The sequence below is a fragment of the Pelagerythrobacter marensis genome (genome assembly GCF_001028625.1).
Classification (GTDB): domain Bacteria; phylum Pseudomonadota; class Alphaproteobacteria; order Sphingomonadales; family Sphingomonadaceae; genus Pelagerythrobacter; species Pelagerythrobacter marensis.
This window is the reverse complement of record NZ_CP011805.1, coordinates 911,056-935,619: the sequence shown is the minus strand read 5'-3', so window position 1 is coordinate 935,619 and position 24,564 is coordinate 911,056. Positions and strand designations below refer to the sequence as shown.

Below are 24,564 nucleotides of genomic sequence, written 5' to 3'. Positions count from 1 at the left end.
CATGCCGATGTCCGTTCGGCAGGACCGCCGGCGATCAGCGGAAATAGTCGCGATACCGGTCGTTGTCGCGGCAATCGTCGTCCAGATAGCGGCCATTGCGTTCGTACCAGCCATCGCACCGATTGTTCTTGTCCTTGAAATAGCCTGCCACGCCGCCGATCGCAGCGCCGGCAATGGCGTAGGTTTCAAGATCTTCCCCGGTGATCGCGGCGGCGGCGGCACCGGCGGCGGCGCCTAGCCCGGCACCTTCGACCGCGTAGTTCTCGGCACAGCCGGCAAGGCTAAGCGACGAAGCGAGCAGTGCCGGCGCGAGAAGAATTCTGGTGTTCATCGGTGTCTCCGTTGCATCTCTATCGGATTGCTACGGATGCGAGGCGCCAGAGTTCCGGCGACAGGCGAACGATGCGACGAAGCGGGCGGCACAAAAGCCGTTCAGTTATAGTCGACCCCGGGCAGGCCCTGGCCGCCATCGGCGATGAACGCATCGATCCGGTCTTCGAGCACTGGCAGCGGGACCGAACCGAGCGAGAGCACGACATCGTGGAACTTCCGGATATCGAACCGGTCGCCCAGCGCACTTTCCGCCCTGGCGCGGACGCGACGCATGGTCATTTCGCCCAGCTTGTAGGCCAGCGCCTGGCCCGGCCAGCTGATATAACGATCGACTTCCGTTTCCACCTCGTGCTGCGAAAGCGCGGTATGGCTGGCGAGATAATCGACCGCCCGTTCGCGGCTCCAGCCATAGTGGTGAATACCCGTGTCGATCACCAGCCTCGCGGCGCGCCACATTTCGTAGCTCAGCTTGCCGAAGCGCTCATATGGCGTGCGGTAGATGCCCATTTCTTCGCCGAGATACTCGACATAGAGGCCCCATCCCTCGCCGAACCCGGAAAAGTAGGTCTGCCGCCGGAAGCGCGGCGCATCTTTCTGCTCCAGCGCCACGCCGGCCTGGAAACTGTGGCCGGGAATGCACTCGTGCAGCGTCAGGGCGGGAATGTTGTAGAGCGGGCGCGAAGCCAGGTCGTACGTGTTCATCATGCACGCTTCCAACCCACCGCGGCCGGCGGTGTAGAACGGCGCGATTGCGTCGGGCACCGGACGGATGGTGAACCGGTGGCGCGTCAGGAAACCGAAGTAGTCGGCGATTACCCCGTCGACCCTTTTGGCGACATAGGCCGACACGCCCATCAGTTCGTCAGGCGTGCGCGCAACGAACTGCGGATCGGTCCGCAGGAAGGCGATAAATTCCTCCAGCGAGCCTTCGAACCCGGTATCTTCCCGCACGCCTTCCATTTCGGCAGTGATCCGGGCCACTTCCGCCAGGCCGATTTCGTGAATCTGCTCAGCCGTCAGATCCAGCGTCGTATATTGCGCGATCTGTTGCTGATAATAGGCCGCGCCATCCGGCATATCTTCTGCCGCCAGTGTCGTGCGGGTGCCCGGCAGGTATTCGTCACGGAAGAATGCCAGCAACCCGGCATAGGCGGGGGTGACGGCTTCGGCGATCGCTGCGCGCCCTGCCGATTTCAGGCGTTCGGCTTCCTCGGCGGGAATGCGCGCAGGCATTTCGGCGAATGCCTGCCAGAACGGGCTTTGTTCGGGATCGTCGACCACGCTCGATGCAATCGACGCATCGCGCCCTTCCAGCGTTACGCGCGGAACGCTGAAGCCACGTTCCAGGCCAGCGCGGGCATTGGCGATATGTTCGCTGAAATACCGCGGGATGTCGCGCATCCGGGCGATGTAGCGTTCGTAGTCCTCAACGGTGGTGAAGCCGCTGCGCGGCGCGAGATAGCTCCAGAAACTGGAGTCGCTGTCGAACGGCATTTCCCATTCGCGGAACCGGGCATCGCCGATCTCGTGCTGCAGCAGGGTGCGGAAAACCGCTGCGTCGATCTGTGCCTGCGTCCCGAGCGCGTCCCGATTCAGATCGTCGAGCCGGGAAAGGAATTCCCGCGCCCGCGCAGCCCGCGCAAGGTGTGCTTCGGGCGTGACCGACCACAGGCGGTCGCCCGGTGCGGTGCTGCCGTTGCCCTGTTCGATCTGGTGATATTCCGCCAGTCGATAATCGTGATACGCGTCGGTCAGGGCGGCGAGGCGATCGTCGGCGCTGTCCTGCGCCGCCGCAGGTGCGGCCACGACACAGGCGACGACCGCCGCCGCCTGAAATATCGCTCTCATTCCATCCTCCCCGAAAGACCGATGCCTATTTCGCGACGCTGACCATGGCAGGGCGCAACAGACGATCCTTGATCATGTAGCCCGATTGCAGTTCCTGCACGATCGTGCCCGGTTCCTGCCCGTCCTCGGCCGGGACTTCCATCATGGCCTGATGGACATTGGGATCGAGCGGCATCCCCTTGGCGGCGATGCGGGTGATCCCATGCTGGGCGAAAACCTTCTCGATCTCGCGCATGGTCGCCTCGATCCCTTCCACGAACCGCTTGGCCTGCTCGTCCTCGCGCAGGGCGGCGGGAACGTGGTCGAGCGCACGGGTCAGGTTGTCAGCGACCGAGAGAATATCGCGCGCGAACCCGGTCGCGGCGTAGCTGCGCGCATCCTGCACGTCCTTTTCAAGGCGGCGGCGAACGTTTTGCGTATCGGCCCGGGCGTAGAGGACATCCTGCTTCGCCGCATCCAGATCGGCCCGCAGCGCGGCGAGCGCTTCGTTCAGATCACCCGCGTCATCGGCTTCGCCATCGTCATCTGCGCCGCTGGCGTCGTCCAGAAATTCCTCGGGAACGCCTTCCAGTTCCTTCTCAACGGCTTCGTCGTGGGGTTGCTCGCTATCCTTGCGAGTATCGTTATCGCTCATGATTTCTCGTATCTATCCGATGAGTTTGCCCAGAGATCGGGCGGTGAAATCCACCATGGGGACGACTCGGGCGTAATTCAACCGAGTGGGGCCGATCACCCCCAGCACGCCGACCACCCGCCCTTCGCGGTCGCGATACGGCGATGCGACGACCGACGATCCGCTCAGGGCGAACAGGCGGTTCTCGCTACCGATGAAGATCCGCGTTGCTTCCGCCTCGCGCGCGCTTTCCAGAAGTTCGGCGACCGACTGCTTGTTTTCCAGATCGTCCAGCAGCGAGCGTACCCGTTCGAGATCGGACAGCGCGGCATCGTCCAGCAGGTTCGCCTGCCCCCGCACGATCAGCACGGGGCGCTGGGCGGCGTCTTCGCTCCATACCGCCAGACCGCGTTCGACCAGGCCGCTGCTGGCTTCGTCGAGCTGCGAATGGCCGGATGCGATCTCGGCCCGCATCGCGGCGACGGCTTCGGGCAATGTCCGCCCGGCAAGGCGCGCGGTGATGTAGTTGCTCGCCTGCTCCAGCATTTGCGGCGATGCCCCCTCGCCCAGTTCGATCACCCGATTTTCGATCGCGCCATCTTCGCCCACCAGCACGGCCAGCACGCGCCCCTGGCCCAGGTTGACCAGGCTCAACTGGGCAAGGCGCGGTTCCAGACGCGGGACCATGACCATGCCGGCCGCGCCGGAAATGTCCGACAGAATGGCGCTCGTCTGCTCCAGCGCGTGTTCTATCGGGCCGGGTTCGGCCAGTCGCCGTTCGATTTCCTTGCGTTCCGCGCGGGTCGGTTCGGCGATCTGCATCATGCCGTCGACGAACAGGCGCAGGCCGGTTTCGGTAGGCATTCGGCCGGCACTGGTGTGCGGCGCTGCCAGCAGACCAAGTGATTCGAGATCGGCCAGAACCGAGCGGATCGACGCGGGCGAGAGATCCAGCCCCCGTTCCCCGGCCAGGGTCTTCGACCCCACGGGCTGCCCGCTATCGAGATACCCCTCCACCACCAGGCGAAAGATCGCCCGGGCGCGGTCGGTCAGTTCGGTAACAGGTGGGGCCATTTGTTTCGACTTAGCCACAATCGCGAAAGTTTCAATTTTCCTTCGATCCATTGTGCCTGCACGTGCAGTCGGCCTTGTCGAACCTTCGCTGGGGCACTAGCGCGCAAGCCAATCGGCTCTGCCGCCATTTATTGGAGAACTTCATGCGACCTTCCGGCCGTGCGCCAGACGAAATGCGCGCCATCACCATCGAAACCGGCTTTACCCGTCATGCGGAAGGTTCGTGCCTTATCGGCTTCGGCGATACCCGGGTTCTGTGCACCGCCAGCGTGGAAGAACGGATCCCGCCATGGCTGCGCGGCAAGGGTGAAGGCTGGGTAACCGGCGAATACTCGATGCTGCCGCGCGCCACGCACACCCGCGGCCAGCGCGAAGCGGCGCGAGGCAAGCAGAGCGGCAGGACACAGGAAATCCAGCGTCTGATCGGCCGCAGCCTGCGTGCAGTCGTCGATCTGAAGAAGCTGGGCGAACGGCAGATCACTCTCGATTGCGATGTGATCCAGGCCGACGGCGGCACCCGGACCGCCGCAATTTCCGGGGCCTGGGTGGCCCTGCGGATTGCGATAGACGGCCTGATCAAAAGCGGCGAACTGGTCGATGATCCGATCGTGGCGCAAGTTGCGGCCGTCAGCTGCGGAATTTACCGCGGCACGCCGGTGCTCGATCTGGATTACGACGAAGACAGCAACGCCGATGCCGATGCGAACTTCGTGCTGATTTCCGGCGGAAAGATCGCCGAAGTGCAGGCCACCGCGGAAGCGGCGACTTACGACGAGGAAGGCCTGCTGCGCCTGCTGCGTCTCGCCCGGATGGGTTGCGATGGGATCTTCGCCGCGCAGCTGGATGCAGCGAAGGCATGACACGTCGGCTCGGCTCCGGTTCGCTCGTGATCGCGACGCACAATGCGGGCAAGCTGAAAGAAATCGGCGCGCTGCTGGTGCCCTACGGCCTGAAGTGCATCAGCGCCGGATCGCTGGGCTTGCCGGAGCCGGCGGAAACCGGCCACACCTTCGCCGAAAATGCGCTGATCAAGGCGCGTGCGGCGGCCGAAGCATCGGGCATTGCCGCTCTCGCCGACGACAGCGGGCTGTCGGTCGCGGCGCTTGGCGGCAGGCCGGGGGTCTATACCGCCGACTGGGCCGAACGGCAGTGGTTCGAAGGCGATCCGGGCCGCGACTGGCATCTGGCGATGGGCAAAGTCGAAGGGATGCTGGCCGCGCAAGGGCCGGATGCGCCGCGCGATGCCGCGTTCCACTGCGTCCTGGCGATCGCATGGCCCGATGGGGATCACGCGATCTACGAAGGCAGCATCGGCGGCCGCCTGACCTGGCCGCCGCGCGGCACGCTGGGTTTCGGATACGATCCGGTCTTCATCCCCGAGGGGCGCGAGCAGACTTTCGCGGAAATCGACCCGGCGGAAAAACATCGGATCAGCCACCGCGCCGATGCCTTCGCCAAACTGGTTGCCGATCAGTTCGGATAATCCCCCCTGCCTTCGCAGCAGAGTTGCGACATGCTAAAGGTTCAACGTGGCACGCGCACTCTACATCCACTGGCCCTTCTGCCTGAAGAAGTGCCCCTATTGTGACTTCAACAGCCATGTGCGCGACGAAGTCGATCATGCGGCCTGGCAGCGCGCGCTGATTGCGGACATGCGGCACGAAGCCGCTCTCGCAGGGGGCGAGCCGCTGGCGTCGATCTTCTTCGGTGGCGGCACGCCGTCTCTCATGCCCCCCGCTCTGGTCGACGGTTTGCTGGCCGAGGCTGAGCGGCTGTGGGGCTTCGCGGACGATGTGGAAATCACGCTGGAAGCCAATCCATCGTCGGTCGAAGCGGCCGCGTTCGGCGATCTGGCACGTGCGGGCGTCAACCGCGTCTCGCTCGGGCTTCAGGCGCTCGACGATGCCGCGTTGCGCTTCCTCGGCCGTCTGCACGACGTTGCCGAGGGGCTGGATGCCCTGGCCGTTGCACAGCGCCATTTCGCACGGGTCAGCTTCGACCTCATCTATGCCCGTCCCAACCAGAGCGTGGCGGCATGGGAGCGGGAGCTTGAACGCGCGCTCGGCTTCGGGACCGGGCATCTTTCGCTCTATCAACTGACGATAGAGCCCAATACGCGCTTCGCCACCGATGTCCGGCAGGGCCGTTTCGACCCGCTCGATGACGATCCGGCGGCGGAACTGTTCGAGGTGACCCGCGCCCTCACCGCGAACGCGGGGCTGCCAGCTTACGAGATCAGCAATCACGCCCGCCCGAACGAGCAGAGCCGGCACAATCTCGCATACTGGCGCTATCAGGATTGTTGCGGGATCGGGCCGGGCGCGCATGGCAGGCGTGGCGGCGCGGCCACGATGCGGCACCGGAAGCCGGAAAACTGGCTATCCGCCGTTGTCGAACACGGCCACGGGCTGCGCGAGGAAACGTCGCTTTCCCCATCGACCGCCGCATCGGAAGCGCTGCTGATGGGGCTTAGGCTGGCCGAAGGAGTGCCGCTGGCCGAAATCGCCACGCGCTTCGGGATTGAGCCTGCCCGCCTGATCGATCCGCAGCGGCGGGAGATGCTGGCGCAGCTCGGCTTCATCCGGGACGAGGGCGAACGCCTTGCCGTCACCCCGCGCGGGATGCCGGTGCTCGACGCGATACTGGGCGAGCTGGTTCACCCGGAACTGGTCGCGGCATGAGCGCGGCGGATCTGCTGGCCGACTGGCGCGATCACCTCGCCCGCGACCGCCGCCGATCGCCGCATACGGTGCGCGCCTATCTCGCCGCAGCCCAGCGGCTGATCGCCGCGACGGATCGCGCCGACTGGCCATCCGTCGCCGCCATCGAGGCGCAGGATCTGCGTGCCCAGCTCGCGCACCGCCGGGCGGAGGGGATCGGGAACGCTTCCGCCGCCCGCGAGCTGTCGGCGCTGAAGGCCTTCGTCACGTATGCGCGCGGGCGTGCCGGTCATGCGGACACGGCGCCGCCGCGCGTACGCGGGCCGCGCCTTCGCAAGGGCCTGCCCCGCCCGATCACGCCTGACGAGGTGGGTAACCTTGCCGAACTGGTCGCGGCCGACGCCGCAGAACCGTGGATCGGGGCGCGTGACCATGCCGTGCTCCTGCTGCTCTACGGCGCCGGCCTGCGCATTGCCGAAGCGCTCTCGCTGACCGGCGCGGACTTGCCCCTGGGCGAAACGCTCACGGTGACCGGCAAGGGGGGCAAGCAGCGCGTGGTGCCGATCCTGCCCGTCGTTCGCGAGGCGGTTGCGGACTATGCGCGGCAGTGCCCCTGGCCCCTGGCCAAGGCGGACCCGATCTTCCGCGGGGCGAAGGGCGGCCCCCTGAATCAGGGCATGGTGCAGAAGGCAGTGGCCCGCGCGCGCCGCGAGCTCGGGCTGCCCGCCACGGCCACGCCCCACGCCCTGCGCCATTCGTTCGCCACGCACCTGCTGGGTGCGGGGGCCGACTTGCGTTCGCTGCAGGAACTGCTCGGCCATGTCAGCCTGGGCTCGACCCAGATCTACACCAAGGTCGACGCGGTGACCCTGCTCGACACCTATCGCGCGGCCCATCCGCGCGAACGCGGCGATCCCGCGCCGGATTGAACGGAGGCGTTCAGTCGCCCTCCCCCTGCGATCGCGGCGTCCAGCGCCACACCCGCCATAAATAGCCCAGCACCGTCAGGACGACGAACCCGGCCACGACCCAACCGAAGGCGTGTTCGTATTCCTCCAGATAGCGTGCCAGCGCCGCACCGCCCAGCACGAGCAGCGCGTTCCAGATGCCGGCACCCACGAACGTGAACGCGAGGAAGCGCCAGACGTTCATGTGGGCGAGCCCGGCGGGCAGCGAGATCATTGTGCGGAACACCGGCGTGCAGCGCAGAACCAGAACCACCCATTGCCCGTGGCGGCGGAAGAACCGGGACGCCCCCTCTACATGGTCCCAGTCCAGCGTCAGCCAGCGCCCCCAGCGATCGATGAACGGGCGCATACGGCGATAACCCCATCGGTTGCCGAGCCAGAACCAGGCATAGTTGCCCGCGGTGGAGCCGACCGTACCGGCCAGCATCAGGGGCCAGAACGCCATGTCTCCGCGCGCGACCAGCACACCGCCGATGCCCATGATCACTTCGGATGGGATCGGCGGGAATATGTTTTCAATCGCCATCAGCACGGCAATGCCCAGATAACCGCCGCGCGCGATCGCCTCTATGATCAGGTCCTGCACGAATTCGCCTATCGGCCGGGGCGGCTTACAGCGCCGCGTGGCGCGCTTCTATCGCGTCCCAGATGCGCGCGCCGCTGTCGGTGCCGTTGAACGCGTCGATTGCGACGATGCCGGTGGGGCTGGTCACGTTGATTTCGGTCAACCACTTGCCGCCGATCACGTCGATGCCGACGAATACGAAGCCCCTGCGTTTCAGTTCCGGCCCCATCGCCGCGCAGATTTCCTCTTCCCGAGCGGTCAGGTCGGCTGCTTCGGCCCGCCCGCCCTGCGCGAGGTTGGAACGAAACTCCCCTTCCCCCGGAAACCGGTTGATCGCCCCGGCAAATTCGCCGTCGATCAGGACGATCCGCTTATCGCCCTCGGCCACTTCGGGCAGAAACGGCTGAACCATATGCGGTTCGGGCCAGGTCTGGTTGAACACTTCCGCCAGAGCGGAAAGGTTGGTGCCATCCGCGTCGATGCGGAAAATCGCCTTGCCGCCATTGCCGTGGAGAGGCTTGACCACGACTGCCCCATGCTTGCGATGGAAAGCGCGAATGTCCTCCAGACTCCGCGCGATCAGCGTCGGGGGCATGAAGCGCGCATAGTCGAGCACCAACATCTTTTCCGGTGCGTTCACGACTTCGCGCGGGTCGTTGACGACCAGCGTTTCGCCCTTCAGCCGGTCGAGCAGAAGGGCGGCGCTGATATAGCCAAGATGAAACGGCGGGTCCTGCCGCATCAGAACGACGTCGATCTCGCTGCCAAGGTCGATCTTGCGCAGCTCGCCTTCCCAGCGAAAATGATCGCCTTCCACCCGCTGAACCGAAACCTCGCGCGCCCAGGCGGTAACCCGGTCGTCTTCCCATGCCAGGGTCGACACGTCGTAATGCCACAGCCGATGGCCGCGTGCCTGTGCCGATAGCATCAGCGCGAACGAGGAATCGCCTGCGATCCTCACGCTTTCGATCGGGTCCATCTGAACGGCGATGCGTAGAGTCATGTCTTTCCTTCCGTGCGCCCGCGCCATGCCGAAGGACGGATTTCCGCGTCTTCAGGGCTGCCAGGCGTTGACGATGTGGCGAGGGAAACTGCCCGGCGCAAGAAGCAGCACATCGATGCGGATGTCCTCGCCGCCATCCGCATATTCGTGCGCAACCGATTCGACCGCAGCAGCAACGCGCCCCAGACGGTATTCGTCGATCGCATGGTCCAGCTCCGCCGCGGCCTTGCGCCATTTCACTTCGACGAACGCGACCACGTTTCGCCGCCTGCAGATCAGATCGATCTCCCCCACCGGTGTTTTTCGCCTGCGATCGAGAATCCGCCAGCCCTGCATTTGCAGCCACAGCGCGGCGCGCGCTTCCCCCACGCGGCCCTGGCGTTCGGCGAACTGGCGCTTCATCCGCCGCGCAATTCCAGCGCGCGGGCGTAGAGCGCCCGGCGGTCGCGACCCGTCGCCTTCGCCACTTGCGCGGCGGCCTGCGACGGTTTGGCGGACTGCAGCGCATCGGTCAGAAGGGCGTCGATGTCTTCGTCGTCTGTCGGGGCGTCGCCCCCCGGCCCGATCAGCAGCACGATCTCGCCCTTCGCCGGATGCGCGGAATAATGCGCCGCAAGGTCCGCCGCGCTGCCGGTTCGGCATTCCTCGTGCAGCTTGGTGAGTTCGCGGGCGACGGAAACCTCCCGGTCGGGCAGCGTCTGCGCAATGGTTTCCAGCGATCTCACCAGACGCGGCGCGGTTTCGTAGAAGATTGCGGTTGCCCCCACGCCCGCTGCACGCTCCAGCGCTTCGCGCCGTGCCTTGTCCTTGTTCGGCAGGAAACCGGCGAACAGGAACCGGTCGTTGGGCAGGCCCGAAACCGTCAGCCCGGCAATCGCCGCGCAGGCGCCGGGCAAGGCGGCGATTGAGACACCGGCCGCGCGGGCATCGCGCACCAGGCGATATCCCGGATCGGACACCAGCGGCGTGCCCGCATCGCTCACCAGAACGACGGCCCTGTCGTGCATTGCCGCCACGATCCGCATCCGGTCGGCTTCGCTTGCATGATCGTCGTATCGCCAAAGGGGCTTCGACAGGCCCAGATGCTTCATCAGCTTGCCCGTCACGCGGGTATCCTCGCACGCAACCGCACCGCAACGCGCCAGCGTCTCCGCTGCCCGCAAGGTTATGTCGCCGAGATTGCCAATCGGGGTCGCGACTATATAGAGACCGGGTCGGAGGGGTTCATGGGCCACTCCCGCACCATTGAACACGACGACGGGGAGCCGCAAGCATGAAGCGTTGGAAACTGGATCGGCGGATGCTGATTGTCGCGGGGGCGAGCGTCGTCCTCGCGGGGTGTCAGATCATTCCCAAGGGTCCGACCGCGCCGCCGCCACCCGCGCCGGCGCCGACCCCGGACCCCGGCCCATCCGGCCTGCCCAGCGACGATACGCGCCACCGCGTCGCGCTGCTTGTGCCGATGTCGGGGGACAATGGCGGGGTCGGGCAATCGATTGCCAACGCGACCACGATGGCCCTGCTCGATACCAATGCCGACAATCTGCGGATCACCACATACGATACCTCTTCGGATGCGCGCGGCGCGGCGCGGCGGGCGATAGCGGATGGGAACCGGCTGATCCTGGGCCCGCTGCTGGGCGAAAATGTCGCGCAGATCGTTGCCGAAGCGCGGCCGGCGGACGTGCCGCTGATTTCCTTCTCCAACGATACGTCGGTCGCCGGGGCCGACGTGTTCATCATGGGGCATATCCCCGATCAGTCGATCACCCGCAGCGTCGGCTTCGCGCGCGAACGCGGTGCCTCGCGCTTTGCGGCGATCGTGCCCGACGGTGAATATGGCCGGCGCGCGGAACTGGCGTTTTCCGGTGCGGTGCGCGGTGTCGGCGGGCAGCTCGTGGCGACCGAACGCTATACGCGCGGCAACACCTCAATCGTCAGCGCGGCCCAGCGGCTGAAGCAGGCGGGCGGTTACGATACCGTGCTGATCGCCGATGGCGCCCGCCTCGCCACCCAGGCTGCCGGCGAACTGCGGCCGCGCGGTGCCGGGGCAACGCAGATCATCGGCACCGAATTGTGGAGCGGTGAAAGCGCCGTGACCCGTGCTTCGGCCCTGCGCGGCGCATTGTTCTCCGCCGTGTCCGATGCCCGGTTCAAGCGGTTTTCTGACAGTTACAGCGACCGTTTTGGGTCGCAGCCCTATCGCATCTCCACCCTCGGATACGACAGCGTTCTGCTGGCCCTGCGCGTGGCGCAGGATTGGCGGGTCGGCCGGTCCTTCCCGGTCTCTCAATTGCGGGAAAGCAGCGGATTCCTGGGTCTTGACGGCCCCTTCCGGTTTCAGCGCAACGGGGTGATCGAACGGGCGATGGAAGTGCGCGAAGTGCGCGACGGGCAGGTCGTGATCGTCTCACCCGCGCCGAGCGGATTCTGAACCGGGGATCGCTACTGACGGGTTTGGGCTGCGGCCAGAGAGGGTCGGATAACCGCGTGTCGCCACTTGAGCGCAGCCCGGCCTGGCCCCAATAGGCATACTATGTCCGAAGATCTGTTTGCCAACACGCCTGCTTCCAGCGGCGATTACGATGCTTCCTCGATCGAAGTTCTCGAAGGGCTGGAGCCTGTGCGCCGCCGCCCGGGGATGTATATCGGCGGAACCGACGATCGCGCGCTGCATCACCTTGCTGCCGAAGTTCTCGACAACGCGATGGACGAAGCGGTCGCAGGCCACGCGTCGCGGATCGAGGTTTCGCTGGAGGAAGGCAATCGCCTGGCGATCGCCGACAACGGACGCGGCATTCCCGTCGCCGAACATCCCAAGTTTCCGGGCAAATCCACTCTCGAAGTGATCCTGTCCACGCTCCATTCGGGCGGCAAGTTTTCGGGCAAGGCCTATGCCACCAGCGGCGGCCTTCACGGCGTGGGCGTGTCGGTGGTGAACGCCCTTTCCAGCCATACGCGGGTGGAAGTTGCGCGCGATCGGCAGCTCTATGCGCAGGAATTTGCGCGTGGTGCCACGCAGGGCGGCTTGCAGGAACTCGGCCCGACACCGAACCGGCGCGGCACGACCGTGGCGTTCACGCCCGACAGCGAGATTTTCGGCGAGCGGCAGTTCAGCCCCAAGCGGCTGTTCAAACTGGCGCGGTCGAAGGCCTATCTGTTCGCCGGGGTGGAAATCCGCTGGAAGTGCGCGGCGTCGCTGACCAGCGACGATGTGCCGGCAGAGGCGGTCTTCAAGTTTCCCGGCGGCCTTGCCGATCACCTGAATGAACAGGTCGGCGAGCGCGAATGCGTGACCAGCCAGCCTTTTGCCGGAACGCAGGATTTCCCCGAGGATCAGGGGCGCGTCGAATGGGCGATCGCCTGGCCCCTGTGGTCCGACGGTTCGACCAGCTGGTACTGCAACACCGTGCCCACGCCCGACGGGGGCACCCACGAACAGGGTCTGCGCGCTGCCTTGACCAAGGGCCTGCGCGCATTTGGCGAACTGGTCGGGCAGAAGAAGGCGAAGGACATCTCCGCCGACGATGTGATGACCGGCGCGGAAATCATGCTCAGCGTCTTCATCCGCGATCCCCAGTTTCAGAGCCAGACCAAGGATCGGCTGACCTCGCCCGAAGCTGCGCGCCTGGTCGAAAACGCGGTGCGCGACCATTTCGACCATTTCCTGTCTGACAATATGGAGCGGGGCAAGGCGCTGCTCGGCGCGGTGATGGAGCGGATGGACGAACGGCTCCGCCGCAAGCAGGAACGCGAGGTCAAACGCAAGACCGCGACCAACGCCAAGAAACTGCGCCTGCCCGGCAAGCTGACCGACTGCAGCGGGGAAACCGACGCGGAAACCGAAATCTTCATCGTGGAAGGCGACAGCGCCGGCGGCAGCGCCAAACAGGCGCGCAACCGCAAGACCCAGGCGATTCTGCCGATCCGCGGCAAGATCCTGAACGTCGCATCGGCCAGCGCGGACAAGATCCGCGCGAACAGCGAGATTGCCGACCTCACGCTCGCCCTGGGCTGCGGCACGCGCAAGGATTGCGACCCCGAGAACCTGCGATACGACCGGATCGTGATCATGACCGACGCCGATGTCGACGGCGCGCATATCGCGACCCTGCTGATGACGTTCTTCTTCCAGGAAATGGCGGAAATCGTGCGCCGCGGGCACCTGTTCCTCGCCCAGCCGCCGCTTTATCGCCTGACCGCCGGGAAAGAGAGCGCCTACGCCCGCGACGATGAACACCGGGCCGAACTGGAAGCCACGCAGTTCAAGGGCAAGAAGGTGGAAGTCGGGCGGTTCAAGGGCCTGGGCGAAATGAATCCGCAGCAGCTGCGCGAAACGACGATGAACCCCGAAACGCGCAGCCTGATTCGCATCACCCTGCCCGCCGAGCATGAGCAGCGCCACGCGGTGAAGGAACTGGTCGACCAGTTGATGGGCCGCAACCCGGAACACCGGTTCAACTTCATCCAGAACCGCGCCGGCGAATTCGATCGCGACATGATCGACGCCTGATCGACGCCGGCGGCCCCTGCCCCCTGCCCCCTGCCCCCGCCGCCTAGTCGGCGCGCCGGGTGTGAATGTGCAGATGCCCTTCCAGCGTGCGGTGGACGGGGCATTTGTCGGCGATTTCCATAATCTTGTCGCGCTGTTCGTCCGTCAGGTCGCCTTCGAGTGCGATCCTGCGGTGGAGCGCCTGGATACTGCCCTCCTCCCCCTCGATCGCGTGCTCGCAGTCTTCCTCGTGATTGCGCTCGTGCGTCAGGTAGATCGTCGTGCCTTCCAGCGGCCATTTGCGCCGCTGGGCATACATGCGCATGGTCATCGCCGTGCAGGTGCCGAGCGCGGCCAGGAGAAGATCGTAAGGCGTCGGCCCGCTGTCGTCGCCGCCGTAGCTGACAGGCTCGTCCGCAACGAAGCGATGGCTGGCCGTGTGCACTTCGGTGCCGAACTTCCCATGGCCGGATTTCACCACGATGCCATCGTCGGGCATCGGCCAGTCGTCGCGCAGCGGCAGATAGCGGCTGCTCCACCCGGCGATAACCGTCGCGGCGAATTCGGCGTCGCGTTCGTCGAGCAGCAGGTGATCTGCACCATCGAGGCTGACGAAGCTCTTGGGATGCTTGGCCGCCTTGAAAAGGACGGTCGCGTTCTCGATCCCGACCAGGTCGTCCGTCGGTGAATGGAGCAGCAGCAGCGGGACGCGCAGTCGCGCGACTTCGGCGACAAGGTCGGTGTTCTCCACCCGCTCCAGAAACTCGCGGCTCAGTTCGAACGGCCGCCCGCCGATGGACACCGGGCCGGAACCGCGTTGCCGCACGGCCGCCAGATCGCCTTCGATGCGTTCGAGCACGTGGGGCACGTTCGAAGGCGCGCCGATGGTCGCGATCGCCGCAACCTTGTCGAAACCCAGATCATCCGCCGCGGCAAGCACGGCCGCACCGCCGAGGCTGTGCCCGACCAGCAGGATTCTGTCGCCGAAGCGATCGGTGAGGTAACGGGCCGCCGCCACCAGATCGGCAACGTCGGTTGCGAAGCCCGCGCGCCCGAACTCCCCCTCGCTGCCGCCAAGACCGGTAAAATCGAACCGCAAACAGGCTATCCCGCCGCTCGCCAGCGCGCGAGCGGTGGCAACCGCGGCCTTGCTCTGCCGCGTGCAGGTAAAACAGTGCGCGAACAGCGCAGCACCGCGCACGAGCCCGGTCGGCAGTTCGAGAGAGCCGGCCAGTTCATGCCCGGCGTCGGTCGCAATGCTGATATTTTCAGTGGGCATCGATGGTCCTCAGGCAAAGCTGTGAAATTTCGGCCGCCGGCTGTAAGAAAATCTGGCCGAACGGGACTAAAGGGTCATGACCAGCGATCAGCAAGCCCTTTACAGCCAGGCGGGTGAACGGTTCGCCCCGGCGATAGCGCGTCTGGCACGCGCATTCGAGCGCGATCCCGAAAAAGCGCGCGATCTGGAGCAGGACATTCATGCCGAACTGTGGCGCAGCTTCACGCGCTTCGACGGGCGCTGTTCGCTGAAGACCTGGACATATCGCGTCGCCCACAACGTCGCGGCCGACCATGTTTCCGCTGCGGCACGAAGACCGCAGCAGGTGTCGCTCGACACCATCGATGCGCTGCCGCACTGCGACGATACCGAACGCCAGGCGGCTGAAAATCTCGCCATCGCCCGGGTGCGCGAACTGATCCGCAGGCTCGCCCCGCTCGATGCGCAAGTCATCGTGCTGTGGCTGGAAGGCCAGAGCGGAAACGACATCGCAGAAATCACCGGCCTGAACGTCAGCGCCGCCCAGGTCCGAATCCATCGCATCAAGACCTTGATCGCAAACGCTTTCGCAGAGCCGGCGAACGAAGGACACAAACCATGACCGAACATATCCTCCGCCAATGGGCGGCAGAAAGTGCCGAAGCCCGCTTTACCCCGGATCGGGAGCTGGCAGGCAAGCAGACCGATTTCCACCGGCGCGTTCGCCGCCGCAATGTGATCGAATATATCGCGGGCAGCCTGGTGATTGCCGTGTTCGCATGGACCGCCTGGCTCACCGCGCAGGCTGGCGAAATCGTGATCACGCTGGGCTGGCTTTGCGGCATTGTCGGGATCGCGGTGGTCATGACCAATCTCTATCACCGCGCGGGCAACCTGCCCCACCGGCCCGAAGCCGATTGCCGCAGCCACCTGCGGGCGCAGTTCGAACATCAGCGGCAGGCATTGGCCAGCGTTCCGCGCTGGTATCTCGCGCCGCTGATCCCCGGCGTGGTGCTGATAATCGCCGGATCGGTCCTGCCGGTCGCGCGAGAAGCCGGATGGTTGGCCGCGCTGGCCGCCGGCGCCGCCCCGACCGCCATCGTCGTGGGCCTGTTCGGTGCAGTCGCCTGGCTGAACCGCCGTACCGCACGGATGCTGGAGCGGGAGATAGAAGCTCTCGACACGCTCGCCTGACGCAACCACGATCGCCTCGCAACAAGGGGAATATGCAATGATCCGACCGCTTGCCGCTTCGTTCGCCCTGTGCCTTGCCGCTCCTTTCGCTCCGCTTGCCGCGCAGATACCACCGCCCGAAGAAAGCGGCGGAGAAAGCGCCGGGGAAACCAGCATATCCACCGCTATGGAGGCAGCCGGCAACGGTATCGTGGCCGTGCTGCGCGGCGAGCGACCGGCGGAGGAGGTTTTTGCTCCATCGTTCCTGGCGGTGGTGCCGGAAGCACAGCTCCAGGCCATGATGCAGCAGCTCACCAGCCAGTTCGGCGCGCTCCACGGGTTGGAAGCCGCCACCGGAACCGGCGACGGGGGCGGCGTGATCGCGCTGCGCTTCGAAAAAGCCATTGCCCGCGGGCCCGTGCAGCTCGATGCCGAAGGGCAAGTCGCAGGAATGCGGCTCAACCAGTTCGATCCCATCGACGACGGGGCGGACAAGATCCTGGCCGATCTCGCCGCGTTTCCGGGCAGAACCGGCGTCTATTACGCGTCTCTGGATGGAGACGGCGGCGACGGCGACGATCCGATCCTGACCGCCGATGCCGATAGGCAATTCGCCATCGGATCGACGTTCAAGCTCTATGTCCTGTCAGCCCTGGCACATCAGGTCGCTTCCGGCGAACGGTCATGGGACGAAGTCGTCCGGCTCGATATTCGTTCGCTTCCCAGCGGAATATCGCAGGACTGGCCGCAGGGCGCGCCCGTGACGCTGCACACGCTTGCCACACTGATGATTTCCATCAGCGACAACACCGCGACAGACCAGCTTATCGCAATCGTGGGCCGCGATGCGATTGCCGAGGAACTGCGCGCAAGCGGCCATTCGGCGCCCGACGGCACCCTCCCCCTGCTCAACACGCTCGAACTGTTCGGGCTCAAGGGCGATCTCCAGCACGGGCTGGCCTACGCCGCGGCGGGGGAAGAGGAACAGGCCCGAATGCTCGACGCATTTTCGACAGAGATTGCCGGCGACCCGGATCGAATCATCAAACCCACGTTCACCCGGCCGACCGCAATCGACAGCCTCGAATGGTTTGCCAGCGGGCGCGATCTTGCCTCGCTCATGCAGCGGATCGTCGCGCTGGAAGATCCCACCGCGCGGCGGATAATGGCGATCAATCCCGCCCTGCCGGAAGGGCAGCGGGCGGATTGGCAGTACATCGGGTACAAGGGCGGTTCGGAACCGGGCGTGCTCAACCTGACCTGGCTGTTGCAGGACAAGGCGGAACACTGGCGCATCCTCACCCTGAGCTGGAACAACCCCGACGCACCGGTTGACGCCAGCGCGCTGGAACTGATCGCCCAGCGCATACTCGCTCTGGACGATGCTGGTCTTGCACTCGCGCGCCGCACGCCTTAACGCGCACGTAAAGTTGCACGAGGAAACCGAATGACCCAGCGCTTCGAAGGCACCAGCTCATATATCGCCACGGATGATCTCAAGGTCGCGGTCGACGCCGCGGTCACCCTGCGCCGGCCATTGCTGGTCAAGGGGGAGCCGGGTACGGGCAAGACCGTGCTCGCGCATGAAATTGCCAAGGCGATCAATGCGCCGCTGATCGAATGGAACGTGAAGTCCACGACCAAGGCGCATCAGGGCCTTTACGAATACGATGCGGTCGCGCGGCTGCGCGACGGGCAGCTCGGCGATGAGCGGGTTCACGACATTCGCAACTACATCAAACGCGGCAAGTTGTGGGAAGCGTTCACCAGCCCGGAACTGCCCGTTCTGCTGATCGACGAAATCGACAAGGCGGATATCGAGTTTCCCAACGACTTGCTTCAGGAACTCGACCGGATGAGCTTCGACGTTTACGAAACGCAGGAACGGATCGCGGCGAAAGAACGCCCGATCGTGGTCATCACCTCGAATAACGAGAAGGAACTGCCCGACGCATTCCTGCGCCGCTGTTTCTTCCACTATATCAAGTTTCCCGATCGCGACACGATGCGGGAAATCATCGAAGTCCACTTCCCGAATATCCAGAAGACGCTCGTGACCAAGGCGATGGAAGTCTTCTACGAAATTCGCGACGTTCCGGGCCTGAAGAAGAAACCTTCCACCAGCGAGCTGCTCGACTGGCTCAAGCTGCTGCTGAACGAAGATATGCCGCTGGAGGTTCTGCAGGACGCCAATCCCAACAGCGCGATCCCGCCGCTTCACGGGGCGCTGCTGAAGAACGAACAGGACGTGATGCTATTCGAACGCCTGGCCTTCATGGCGCGGCGGCAGAGCTGATCTGAGAGGCCAAATGGCCGCCCCCTCGGTTCAAATGTCCGCAATTGGGTGGGGAGCGGACTAATCGCTTCTGGATCAGGCGGGCTGGAACCGGACCCTATCACCACGGCACGCCTCCTTAACGAGCGCGGCGTATAGCGCGATCATCTCCGACAAAGCTAACATCGAGATGGAGAGGTTCCAATGTGTCGCGCAGAAACGCCGGCAATGGATTTGTGGTGGCACGCCAGTTTTGCGCGTTGCCTTCTTCAAGTTGCGCCGCTTTTGGCAGACTGTCCCGATGCCGTTGGTCGGCATCTGGACAGTCTGCGAGGGCCAAGCAGCCTGGTAGAATCGTTCTCGACTCAGTCAGTGCGGCGCAGGAAGGCAGTGAACCCGCCCGCCTCCGCCGCATCCGGGACGACGCGAAAATCCGCAGCTGCGACCTCCAGCCCGGCCCCCGCGAGGCGACTGCGCAACATATCGCCCTGAACTCCGGCCATGGCACGCTTCATTGCACCAAGCTGCACTGCGCCTTCGACGCGGCACAGCGTGGCGGCGCAATTGACCTCGACCGAGCGGACGCCATCAACCAGAGTGAAAAGCGCTAGGGCGCGCAGCTCGGCCGGTGCCGCCCAATCGCTATTGCGCGCCTCTGCGGCGAAACGGGAGAGATAGGGATTGAGCGGGGCCGCGCCGCGCGAAACGCCGTCGCCTGGCACCGCCGGGGCGGATGTTGCCCGTGTGGGCGTGGCCGTGGGCGCAGAGGCGTTCTGCACACCCACTACGGCAAGGGCGAAGGCTGCGACGGTGACGAGCATTATGACGAGACTCCTTGATCGCCGGCGGGCCACCATGGCCGCGCCGGGCGACACCAGGTCTGCATCAGGAGGGTCATCGCCCGGAACCCCGACTTGCTTGTCCCAATTTTTTTGGGCGGCGAGGCGGCGGGCAAGCTCTCGGCTGCTGGCGGCGCCAGTCTTACGCCGCGCCTCGCGCAGCCGTTCATTAACTGCATGCACTGACATATCCAGTGCCGTTGCAATTGACTTTGCGGTATGGCCCTCCGCCAACAGCGCGAGCACTTGGCGCTCCAGCGCATTTAGCGGGGGCGAAGACTTCAGAGGCGGCGACGGCATGATGAGCTTATCGCTGCCGGACGCGCCCGAAACAAGAACAATGAGAACTTCTGACATCTTGAAGCGGCGTTGGGCTTGGCTTCTGGGCGTGAGCAGTAGTCATTTTGACGACAGCTTCGCAGCTCACCGAGACACGTCCAAAGCGTCCGCAATGGGGCGTTAGCGGACGCTACGCAGTGGCTAATAGTTAGTCGCGTCAATTGGTTCAGTCGAAGCTGTACGCCAGCTCGAAATCGCCCCAGCGCCGCCCGGCGATATAGACCGGAACGTAGACGTTGCGGACCACGCGGTAAGTCTTGCCGTCCCCTTCCTGGCGATAGACTGCCATCATGTAGGGGGCGCTGCTGCGCTTGGCCTTCCGGTCGATCGGATGGAGGATGATCCGCCCGTTTCGGCAGGAATGGGTATCGTGCGTCAGATCGCCGGTGGGTTCCTGCGAATGCTTGGTCAGGTGCGTGGGCAGATATCCGTTCACGTCGGTGCAGGCTACGCCCATCACCGCCGGATGTTCGCTTTCGACCCGGTCGAGAAGCTGGCGCCAGTTCGTGTTCGCCCAGTCCATCAATGCGGTGCGAAAGCGTGGCGGATTGCTGCCTTCGATCCTGACGTAGTTCTGATCGAACACCTGCCCGGCCTCCAGCTCGCTGCGTTCGATCGCTTCTTCGGCGATGCGTTCCACTTCGCGGGCGCAGAGTTTCGCCTGCTCGACCATGGCGCTATCTTGCGGGGATAGGCCGGCCTTGACGATGGAATCGAACATGTCGCTCGATGTCATTTCCAGCTCGCCCATCTGCCCGTGAACGCGTTGCAGCTTGCTCTCGTTCTCGATCGCTGCCGCGTCGAAGTTGTCGAGCACGTGCTGGACCCGCCCGACATGGCCGCTGATCGTGCCGGTGGCCCGGGCGATCTCGTCGTTGTGCCGATCCACTTCTTCCACCAGCTCGGCAACGCCCTGGATCGTCTGCTCGATCTGAAAGACGGAGGTTTTGGCTTCCTTGCTCGCTTCGGCGCCGTTTTCGATCTGCGCGATCACCGAACTGGCCTCCTCGCCCAGAGTGTCGACAGTGCGAACGATCTCTTCCGTCGCGCGCCGAGTATCGCCGGCGAGGCTCTTCACCTCGTTGGCAACGACCGCGAACGTGCGCCCGGCGTCGCCCGCGCGCATGGCCTCGATCGTGGCGTTGAGCGCCAGAATATTGGTTGTTTCCGCGATCTGTTCGATATCCTGCGAACAGCGGCGCACCTGGTCCATCGCGGCGGCGAAGCCGGTGACGTGCTGGGTCAGCGTCGCGACCAGTTCCAGAAGGTCGGTGATCTGGCCAAGCGACGACTGGATCAGGTCGGTGCCCTGCCCCAGCCGGTCGATCGCGCGTTCGGACAGCATTCGCGCTTCGTCGCTTGCCTGCGAAACCTTGCGCTGATCGGCTTCCAGCTCCTCAACCGTGCCGCGCAGCGCGGTGTGTTCGGCGCGCAGGGCCTCGGACGATTTGATCACGGCCGCGACAATGCCGGCCACGTCGGTGCAGCCTACGGTAACTTCGCCGCAGCTTTCCGGGATGCGTTCGATGGGGTCCCTGTCGTCCGCGTCGAACCTCACGTGTTCCATCAACTCGCCTGCCCCCATGTGGATCGCCCGGCGCAGATCGATAGGCGGTTGTGGTTAGCGAAGGCTTAAGCCTTTCTGGAAACTTGCCGTAACGTCACGCTGGCGGTCGTGCGCGGGAGCGGTTAGGACTTGCGCCATGTTCTTCAATTTTGTCGACGAGCTGCGAACCGCTGGAATTCCAGCCAGTTTCAAAGAGCATCTGACGCTTCTCGAAGCGCTCGACCGGGACGTCATCGATCAGACGCCCGAAGCTTTCTACTATCTCACACGCGCGACTTTCGTAAAAGACGAAGGCCTGCTGGATCGTTTCGACCAGGTCTTTCAGAAAGTCTTCAAGGGCATTCTCGCCGACTACGGCACCAATCCTGCCGACGTTCCCGAAGACTGGCTGAAGGCCGTCGCGGAAAAATTCCTGACCCCGGAAGAGATGGAAAAGATCAAGTCCCTCGGCGACTGGGACGAGATTATGAAAACGCTGAAGAAGCGGCTGGAAGAACAGGAAAAGCGCCACCAGGGCGGCAACAAATGGATCGGCACCGGGGGCACCTCGCCCTTCGGCAATTCGGGTTACAACCCCGAAGGCGTACGGATCGGCGGGGAGAGCCGGCACAAACGCGCGATCAAGGTGTGGGACAAGCGGGAATTCCGCAATCTCGACAACACGAAAGAACTCGGAACCCGTAACATCAAGATGGCCCTGCGCCGTCTGCGCCGCTTCGCGCGCGATGGTGCTGCGGACGAGCTGGATCTGGACGCAACGATCGAGGGGACGGCGAAACAGGGCTGGCTCGACATCCATATGCGCCCCGAACGGCACAATGCGGTGAAACTGCTGCTGTTTCTCGACGTCGGCGGTTCGATGGACCCGTTCATCAAGCTGTGCGAGGAACTGTTCAGCGCGGCCACGACCGAGTTCAAGAATCTGGAATTCTTCTATTTCCATAACTGCCTGTACGAAGGCGTTTGGAAGGACAACCGGCGACGCTGGCAGGAGCGTACGAAGACCTGGGATGTCCTCCATAAATACGGCCACGATTACAAGGTGATCTTCGTCGGCGACGCCGCGATGAGCCCCTATGAAGTCACGCATCCCGGCGGCAGTGTGGAACACATGAACGAAGAAGCCGGCACCACATGGATGCAGCGGGTGACCAACACCTATCCGGCAACTGTCTGGCTCAACCCGGTGCCGGAAAAGCAGTGGGGCTATTCGCAATCCACGAAGATCATCAGGCAATTGGTCAATGACCGCATGTATCCCCTCACCCTGGATGGTCTTGACGATGCCATGCGGGAATTGAGCCGCAAACAGGGGTGATCAAGCTCGCCCGATCAGGCGGCCGGCATTCGGGCCGGTGAATTCCGGCATGACGAACGAACGCAATGCCCATACCCGTTTCGAGAGGGTGCGGCGCCGGCTCGAGGCCTTCGATCCAGGTGAGGGCTGGCGGCTCGCGTTGTACGAGTTCGTTCTGTTCGGCTTCAAGCAGGCATGGGCCTGCCTGTTCGGAGCCTTGATGCTGGCGCTGTTGCTGGCCACGCACTTCCTCTATCCCGAGAGCGCTCCGCTCGCCCGCTACGACTTCCTTACCCTGGCAGCGATCGCGATCCAGCTAGGAATGCTGACGCTAAGGCTGGAAACCTGGGGCGAGGCAAAGGTGATCCTGATCTTTCATCTCGTCGGCACGGTGATGGAACTGTTCAAGACCGCGGCGGGATCGTGGATATATCCCGAACCCAGTCTGCTGAGGATCGGCGATGTCCCGCTGTTTTCCGGCTTCATGTACGCCGCGGTCGGCAGCTATATCGCGCGGGTTTGGCGGATATTCGATTTTCGATACAGCCACTATCCGCCCCGCTGGGCGACCTGGCTGCTCGCAGGTGCAATCTACATCAATTTCTTCGCGCACCATTGGACGGTCGATATTCGCTGGATCCTGTTCGCCGCAACGGCGGCGCTGTTCTGGCGCACGCGTGTTCACTTTCGCAATTGGCGCGAGCATCGCTGGATGCCGCTGCTACTCGGCTTCGGGCTGGTCGCGCTGTTCATCTGGTTTGCGGAAAACATCGGCACGTTCGCCCGCGCCTGGACTTATCCCGGCCAGGAAGCGGGGTGGGAGATGGTCGGGCTCGCCAAACTGGGGAGCTGGTATCTGCTGATGCTGATCAGCTTCATACTGGTCGGGCTGGTCCAACCGATCCGTCCGCTGGATAGTCGCTAGCCCTTGCGGTCCAGCTCTTCGTCAAGCCGAAGACTGCAACGCCAGAAGAAGAATGCGGGGACGAGGCCGAGGAAAGCAGCGCCGAACAGAACGTAGCGCACGCTTTCTTCGCCATAGGCCGGCTGCAAAAGATCCGACAGCATCCCGAAGAACAGCGGGCCCAGCCCAAGACCAATCAGGTTCTGGAAGAACAGCACCAGAGCCGCTGCAATCGCGCGAGCCCGGATCGGGACAAGCCCCTGTGCCGCCGAATATGTCGGCCCGTAATAGAGCGAATTGCAGATCGTGGGGATGATCAGAAGCGTCAGCGCAATCTGCCAGCTCGCCGTCTGATAGGCGAGGAAAGCCACAGGGGCCGCGATTGCCATGCCGATGGCAGGCGCCGACAACACGTGCCTGCGCCGGGTCGCGCCGAAGCGATCGGCGACCCAACCGCCCAGCCAGGTGCCGAAGATTCCTGCCGCTCCGTTGACCACGCCAAACCAGAAGCCGACCTCGCCCGGCGTCAGCTCGTGCGTGCGCTGGAAGAAGATCGTCGTCCAGGTCACTTTGCCATAGGCCAGGAACGAAGCGGTCGACCCAGCAGCCAGCAACAGCACGAATGCGCGCGATCCCATTACGGAGCGAACCGCCTGCCATAACGAGATGTCGGGTGGCGGCGAACTGCTTGCGCCTGCCGTACCGGCAAGCTGTTTACGCGGGTCGCGCAGCACGAAATAGACGACAAGCGCCAGGACAACTCCCGGGAGCCCGACGATGAGAAAGGCCGTTCTCCAGCCCACCCAGTCCGCCAGCAGCCCGCCGATCATCATGCCAAGAAGCGTCCCGACCGGAATGCCAAGAGCGTAGAATGCAAGGGCGGAACTGCGCCGTTCGGGCGGCACGATATCGCTGATCAAAGAGTGCGCCGGCGGCGTGCATCCCGCCTCGCCCACCCCGACGCCAATTCGGGCAAGCAGAAGCTGCGCAAAGTTCTGCGCCACACCGCAAAGGGCCGTCATCGCCGACCACGTCGCCAGTGCGATAGCGATCAGCCGCGGCCGGTTGGTGGTGGGCCTGTCGGCATAACGCGCGATCGGCAGGCCGAGGGCGGTATAGAACAGGGCAAAGGCCAGCCCCGTCATCAATCCGATCTGCGTATCGCTGAGCCCAAGGTCGAGCGCGATCGGCTCGGCCAGAATGTTGACGATCTGCCGATCGATGAAATTGAAAATATAGACGATCAGCAGAATCCAAAGTGTCGCACGCACCGATCGTTGCGCCGTGCCTTCTGCCGCCGTCGTCGCCATAGTAATCGACCCTCTCCTGAAGCGCGGGTATGCCCGTCGCCGGACG

Annotated in this window: 24 protein-coding genes; 12 read left to right on the top strand and 12 right to left on the bottom strand. The window is 64.3% G+C overall.

What is annotated here, in order from left to right; genetic code table 11:
• Nucleotides 1-34: 34 nt before the first annotated feature.
• The 4 genes from AM2010_RS04560 to hrcA all read right to left on the bottom strand — a co-directional run bounded on the left by AM2010_RS04560 (nucleotide 35) and on the right by hrcA (nucleotide 3,868).
• Complete coding sequence (locus AM2010_RS04560; protein WP_047806069.1) at nucleotides 35-331, bottom strand: glycine zipper domain-containing protein; 297 nt, start codon at nucleotides 329-331, stop codon at nucleotides 35-37.
• Nucleotides 332-432: 101 nt separating this feature from the next.
• Nucleotides 433-2,181: a DUF885 domain-containing protein gene (locus tag AM2010_RS04555; RefSeq protein WP_047806068.1), complete on the bottom strand. Its 1,749-nt coding sequence runs from the start codon at nucleotides 2,179-2,181 to the stop codon at nucleotides 433-435.
• Between the two features lie 25 nt (nucleotides 2,182-2,206).
• On the bottom strand, nucleotides 2,207-2,815 hold the full coding sequence (grpE, locus tag AM2010_RS04550; protein WP_047806067.1) for a nucleotide exchange factor GrpE: 609 nt from the start codon (nucleotides 2,813-2,815) through the stop codon (nucleotides 2,207-2,209).
• Between the two features lie 12 nt (nucleotides 2,816-2,827).
• Nucleotides 2,828-3,868, bottom strand: coding sequence for a heat-inducible transcriptional repressor HrcA (gene hrcA, locus AM2010_RS04545; RefSeq protein WP_047806066.1), 1,041 nt, complete (start codon nucleotides 3,866-3,868; stop codon nucleotides 2,828-2,830).
• Between the two features lie 143 nt (nucleotides 3,869-4,011).
• Here hrcA and rph point away from each other — a divergent pair, with 143 nt between their 5' ends.
• Genes rph through AM2010_RS04525 form a run of 4 tightly spaced genes read left to right on the top strand, consistent with a single transcriptional unit; the run spans nucleotide 4,012 to nucleotide 7,457 of the window.
• Nucleotides 4,012-4,728, top strand: coding sequence for a ribonuclease PH (gene rph / locus AM2010_RS04540; protein ID WP_047806065.1), 717 nt, complete (start codon nucleotides 4,012-4,014; stop codon nucleotides 4,726-4,728).
• Nucleotides 4,725-5,351 (top strand): RdgB/HAM1 family non-canonical purine NTP pyrophosphatase, encoded by a 627-nt coding sequence (gene rdgB / locus AM2010_RS04535; RefSeq protein ID WP_047806064.1) that lies wholly within the window; start codon nucleotides 4,725-4,727, stop codon nucleotides 5,349-5,351. Before rph ends, rdgB begins: the two co-directional genes overlap by 4 nt.
• Before the next feature lie 46 nt (nucleotides 5,352-5,397).
• A complete protein-coding gene (gene hemW / locus AM2010_RS04530; RefSeq protein ID WP_047806063.1) occupies nucleotides 5,398-6,549 on the top strand; it encodes a radical SAM family heme chaperone HemW in 1,152 nt (383 codons plus the stop codon).
• Nucleotides 6,546-7,457: a tyrosine recombinase XerC gene (locus AM2010_RS04525; protein ID WP_047806062.1), complete on the top strand. Its 912-nt coding sequence runs from the start codon at nucleotides 6,546-6,548 to the stop codon at nucleotides 7,455-7,457. Before hemW ends, AM2010_RS04525 begins: the two co-directional genes overlap by 4 nt.
• A gap of 10 nt (nucleotides 7,458-7,467) precedes the next feature.
• On the opposite strand, the gene AM2010_RS04520 is transcribed toward AM2010_RS04525, so the two are convergent.
• Genes AM2010_RS04520 through rsmI form a run of 4 tightly spaced genes read right to left on the bottom strand, consistent with a single transcriptional unit; the run spans nucleotide 7,468 to nucleotide 10,299 of the window.
• Nucleotides 7,468-8,082: a DedA family protein gene (locus tag AM2010_RS04520; RefSeq protein WP_047806061.1), complete on the bottom strand. Its 615-nt coding sequence runs from the start codon at nucleotides 8,080-8,082 to the stop codon at nucleotides 7,468-7,470.
• A 25-nt stretch (nucleotides 8,083-8,107) separates the two neighbouring features.
• Nucleotides 8,108-9,064, bottom strand: a complete 957-nt coding sequence (gene gshB, locus AM2010_RS04515; RefSeq protein WP_047807693.1) for a glutathione synthase — start codon at nucleotides 9,062-9,064, stop codon at nucleotides 8,108-8,110.
• Between the two features lie 51 nt (nucleotides 9,065-9,115).
• Nucleotides 9,116-9,466, bottom strand: a complete 351-nt coding sequence (locus tag AM2010_RS04510) for a YraN family protein (protein ID WP_047806060.1) — start codon at nucleotides 9,464-9,466, stop codon at nucleotides 9,116-9,118.
• Entirely contained in the window at nucleotides 9,463-10,299 is an 837-nt protein-coding gene (gene rsmI / locus AM2010_RS04505; RefSeq protein WP_047807692.1) for a 16S rRNA (cytidine(1402)-2'-O)-methyltransferase, read from the bottom strand. The genes AM2010_RS04510 and rsmI overlap by 4 nt, the downstream gene beginning before the upstream one ends.
• Before the next feature lie 38 nt (nucleotides 10,300-10,337).
• On the opposite strand from rsmI, the gene AM2010_RS04500 reads away from it, so the two are divergent.
• Together AM2010_RS04500 and parE are read left to right on the top strand one after the other, a co-directional pair.
• Entirely contained in the window at nucleotides 10,338-11,498 is a 1,161-nt protein-coding gene (locus tag AM2010_RS04500; protein ID WP_047806059.1) for a penicillin-binding protein activator, read from the top strand.
• Between the two features lie 102 nt (nucleotides 11,499-11,600).
• A complete protein-coding gene (gene parE, locus AM2010_RS04495) occupies nucleotides 11,601-13,577 on the top strand; it encodes a DNA topoisomerase IV subunit B (protein ID WP_047806058.1) in 1,977 nt (658 codons plus the stop codon).
• Nucleotides 13,578-13,620: 43 nt separating this feature from the next.
• On the opposite strand, the gene AM2010_RS04490 is transcribed toward parE, so the two are convergent.
• Nucleotides 13,621-14,835 carry a bifunctional alpha/beta hydrolase/OsmC family protein gene (locus AM2010_RS04490; protein WP_047806057.1) on the bottom strand — a complete coding sequence of 405 codons (1,215 nt, stop codon included), beginning with the start codon at nucleotides 14,833-14,835 and terminating at the stop codon, nucleotides 13,621-13,623.
• 76 nt (nucleotides 14,836-14,911) lie between these two features.
• On the opposite strand from AM2010_RS04490, the gene AM2010_RS04485 reads away from it, so the two are divergent.
• From AM2010_RS04485 to AM2010_RS04470, 4 genes are read left to right on the top strand one after another with little or no spacing between them, the layout of a single operon-like run.
• Entirely contained in the window at nucleotides 14,912-15,436 is a 525-nt protein-coding gene (locus tag AM2010_RS04485; RefSeq protein WP_047806056.1) for an RNA polymerase sigma factor, read from the top strand.
• A complete protein-coding gene (locus tag AM2010_RS04480) occupies nucleotides 15,433-16,008 on the top strand; it encodes a hypothetical protein (RefSeq protein ID WP_047806055.1) in 576 nt (191 codons plus the stop codon). The genes AM2010_RS04485 and AM2010_RS04480 overlap by 4 nt, the downstream gene beginning before the upstream one ends.
• Nucleotides 16,009-16,045: 37 nt before the next feature.
• On the top strand, nucleotides 16,046-17,404 hold the full coding sequence (locus AM2010_RS04475; RefSeq protein WP_047806054.1) for a serine hydrolase: 1,359 nt from the start codon (nucleotides 16,046-16,048) through the stop codon (nucleotides 17,402-17,404).
• Between the two features lie 30 nt (nucleotides 17,405-17,434).
• Nucleotides 17,435-18,283, top strand: a complete 849-nt coding sequence (locus AM2010_RS04470; RefSeq protein WP_047806053.1) for an AAA family ATPase — start codon at nucleotides 17,435-17,437, stop codon at nucleotides 18,281-18,283.
• Nucleotides 18,284-18,627: 344 nt separating this feature from the next.
• Here the strand turns inward: AM2010_RS04470 and AM2010_RS13970 are convergent, their stop codons facing one another.
• On the bottom strand, nucleotides 18,628-19,458 hold the full coding sequence (locus AM2010_RS13970) for a helix-turn-helix domain-containing protein (protein ID WP_236699404.1): 831 nt from the start codon (nucleotides 19,456-19,458) through the stop codon (nucleotides 18,628-18,630).
• 148 nt (nucleotides 19,459-19,606) lie between these two features.
• Nucleotides 19,607-21,007, bottom strand: a complete 1,401-nt coding sequence (locus tag AM2010_RS04460) for a methyl-accepting chemotaxis protein (protein WP_047807690.1) — start codon at nucleotides 21,005-21,007, stop codon at nucleotides 19,607-19,609.
• A 136-nt stretch (nucleotides 21,008-21,143) separates the two neighbouring features.
• On the opposite strand from AM2010_RS04460, the gene AM2010_RS04455 reads away from it, so the two are divergent.
• Both AM2010_RS04455 and AM2010_RS04450 read left to right on the top strand, forming a co-directional pair.
• Nucleotides 21,144-22,325 carry a vWA domain-containing protein gene (locus tag AM2010_RS04455; protein ID WP_047806052.1) on the top strand — a complete coding sequence of 394 codons (1,182 nt, stop codon included), beginning with the start codon at nucleotides 21,144-21,146 and terminating at the stop codon, nucleotides 22,323-22,325.
• A 49-nt stretch (nucleotides 22,326-22,374) separates the two neighbouring features.
• The gene (locus AM2010_RS04450; RefSeq protein ID WP_082132791.1) at nucleotides 22,375-23,229 is read left to right on the top strand and encodes a DUF817 domain-containing protein; all 855 of its coding nucleotides are present in this window, start codon (nucleotides 22,375-22,377) and stop codon (nucleotides 23,227-23,229) included.
• Here the strand turns inward: AM2010_RS04450 and AM2010_RS04445 are convergent.
• Nucleotides 23,226-24,518, bottom strand: coding sequence for a spinster family MFS transporter (locus AM2010_RS04445; RefSeq protein WP_047806050.1), 1,293 nt, complete (start codon nucleotides 24,516-24,518; stop codon nucleotides 23,226-23,228). The two genes, AM2010_RS04450 and AM2010_RS04445, sit on opposite strands and share 4 nt — an antisense overlap.
• Between the last annotated feature and the right edge of the window lie 46 nt (nucleotides 24,519-24,564).

What these genes read in the sequence shown, in the direction of transcription:
- AM2010_RS04560 (WP_047806069.1), bottom strand. Translation starts at nt 331, where the DNA reads ATGAACACCAGAATTCTTCTCGCGCCGGCACTGCTCGCTTCGTCGCTT.
- AM2010_RS04555 (WP_047806068.1), bottom strand. Translation starts at nt 2,181, where the DNA reads ATGAGAGCGATATTTCAGGCGGCGGCGGTCGTCGCCTGTGTCGTGGCC.
- grpE (WP_047806067.1), bottom strand. Translation starts at nt 2,815, where the DNA reads ATGAGCGATAACGATACTCGCAAGGATAGCGAGCAACCCCACGACGAA.
- hrcA (WP_047806066.1), bottom strand. Translation starts at nt 3,868, where the DNA reads ATGGCCCCACCTGTTACCGAACTGACCGACCGCGCCCGGGCGATCTTT.
- rph (WP_047806065.1), top strand. Translation starts at nt 4,012, where the DNA reads ATGCGACCTTCCGGCCGTGCGCCAGACGAAATGCGCGCCATCACCATC.
- rdgB (WP_047806064.1), top strand. Translation starts at nt 4,725, where the DNA reads ATGACACGTCGGCTCGGCTCCGGTTCGCTCGTGATCGCGACGCACAAT.
- AM2010_RS04525 (WP_047806062.1), top strand. Translation starts at nt 6,546, where the DNA reads ATGAGCGCGGCGGATCTGCTGGCCGACTGGCGCGATCACCTCGCCCGC.
- gshB (WP_047807693.1), bottom strand. Translation starts at nt 9,064, where the DNA reads ATGACTCTACGCATCGCCGTTCAGATGGACCCGATCGAAAGCGTGAGG.
- AM2010_RS04510 (WP_047806060.1), bottom strand. Translation starts at nt 9,466, where the DNA reads ATGAAGCGCCAGTTCGCCGAACGCCAGGGCCGCGTGGGGGAAGCGCGC.
- AM2010_RS04500 (WP_047806059.1), top strand. Translation starts at nt 10,338, where the DNA reads ATGAAGCGTTGGAAACTGGATCGGCGGATGCTGATTGTCGCGGGGGCG.
- parE (WP_047806058.1), top strand. Translation starts at nt 11,601, where the DNA reads ATGTCCGAAGATCTGTTTGCCAACACGCCTGCTTCCAGCGGCGATTAC.
- AM2010_RS04490 (WP_047806057.1), bottom strand. Translation starts at nt 14,835, where the DNA reads ATGCCCACTGAAAATATCAGCATTGCGACCGACGCCGGGCATGAACTG.
- AM2010_RS04485 (WP_047806056.1), top strand. Translation starts at nt 14,912, where the DNA reads ATGACCAGCGATCAGCAAGCCCTTTACAGCCAGGCGGGTGAACGGTTC.
- AM2010_RS04480 (WP_047806055.1), top strand. Translation starts at nt 15,433, where the DNA reads ATGACCGAACATATCCTCCGCCAATGGGCGGCAGAAAGTGCCGAAGCC.
- AM2010_RS04475 (WP_047806054.1), top strand. Translation starts at nt 16,046, where the DNA reads ATGATCCGACCGCTTGCCGCTTCGTTCGCCCTGTGCCTTGCCGCTCCT.
- AM2010_RS04470 (WP_047806053.1), top strand. Translation starts at nt 17,435, where the DNA reads ATGACCCAGCGCTTCGAAGGCACCAGCTCATATATCGCCACGGATGAT.
- AM2010_RS13970 (WP_236699404.1), bottom strand. Translation starts at nt 19,458, where the DNA reads ATGTCAGAAGTTCTCATTGTTCTTGTTTCGGGCGCGTCCGGCAGCGAT.
- AM2010_RS04460 (WP_047807690.1), bottom strand. Translation starts at nt 21,007, where the DNA reads ATGGAACACGTGAGGTTCGACGCGGACGACAGGGACCCCATCGAACGC.
- AM2010_RS04455 (WP_047806052.1), top strand. Translation starts at nt 21,144, where the DNA reads ATGTTCTTCAATTTTGTCGACGAGCTGCGAACCGCTGGAATTCCAGCC.
- AM2010_RS04450 (WP_082132791.1), top strand. Translation starts at nt 22,375, where the DNA reads ATGACGAACGAACGCAATGCCCATACCCGTTTCGAGAGGGTGCGGCGC.
- AM2010_RS04445 (WP_047806050.1), bottom strand. Translation starts at nt 24,518, where the DNA reads ATGGCGACGACGGCGGCAGAAGGCACGGCGCAACGATCGGTGCGTGCG.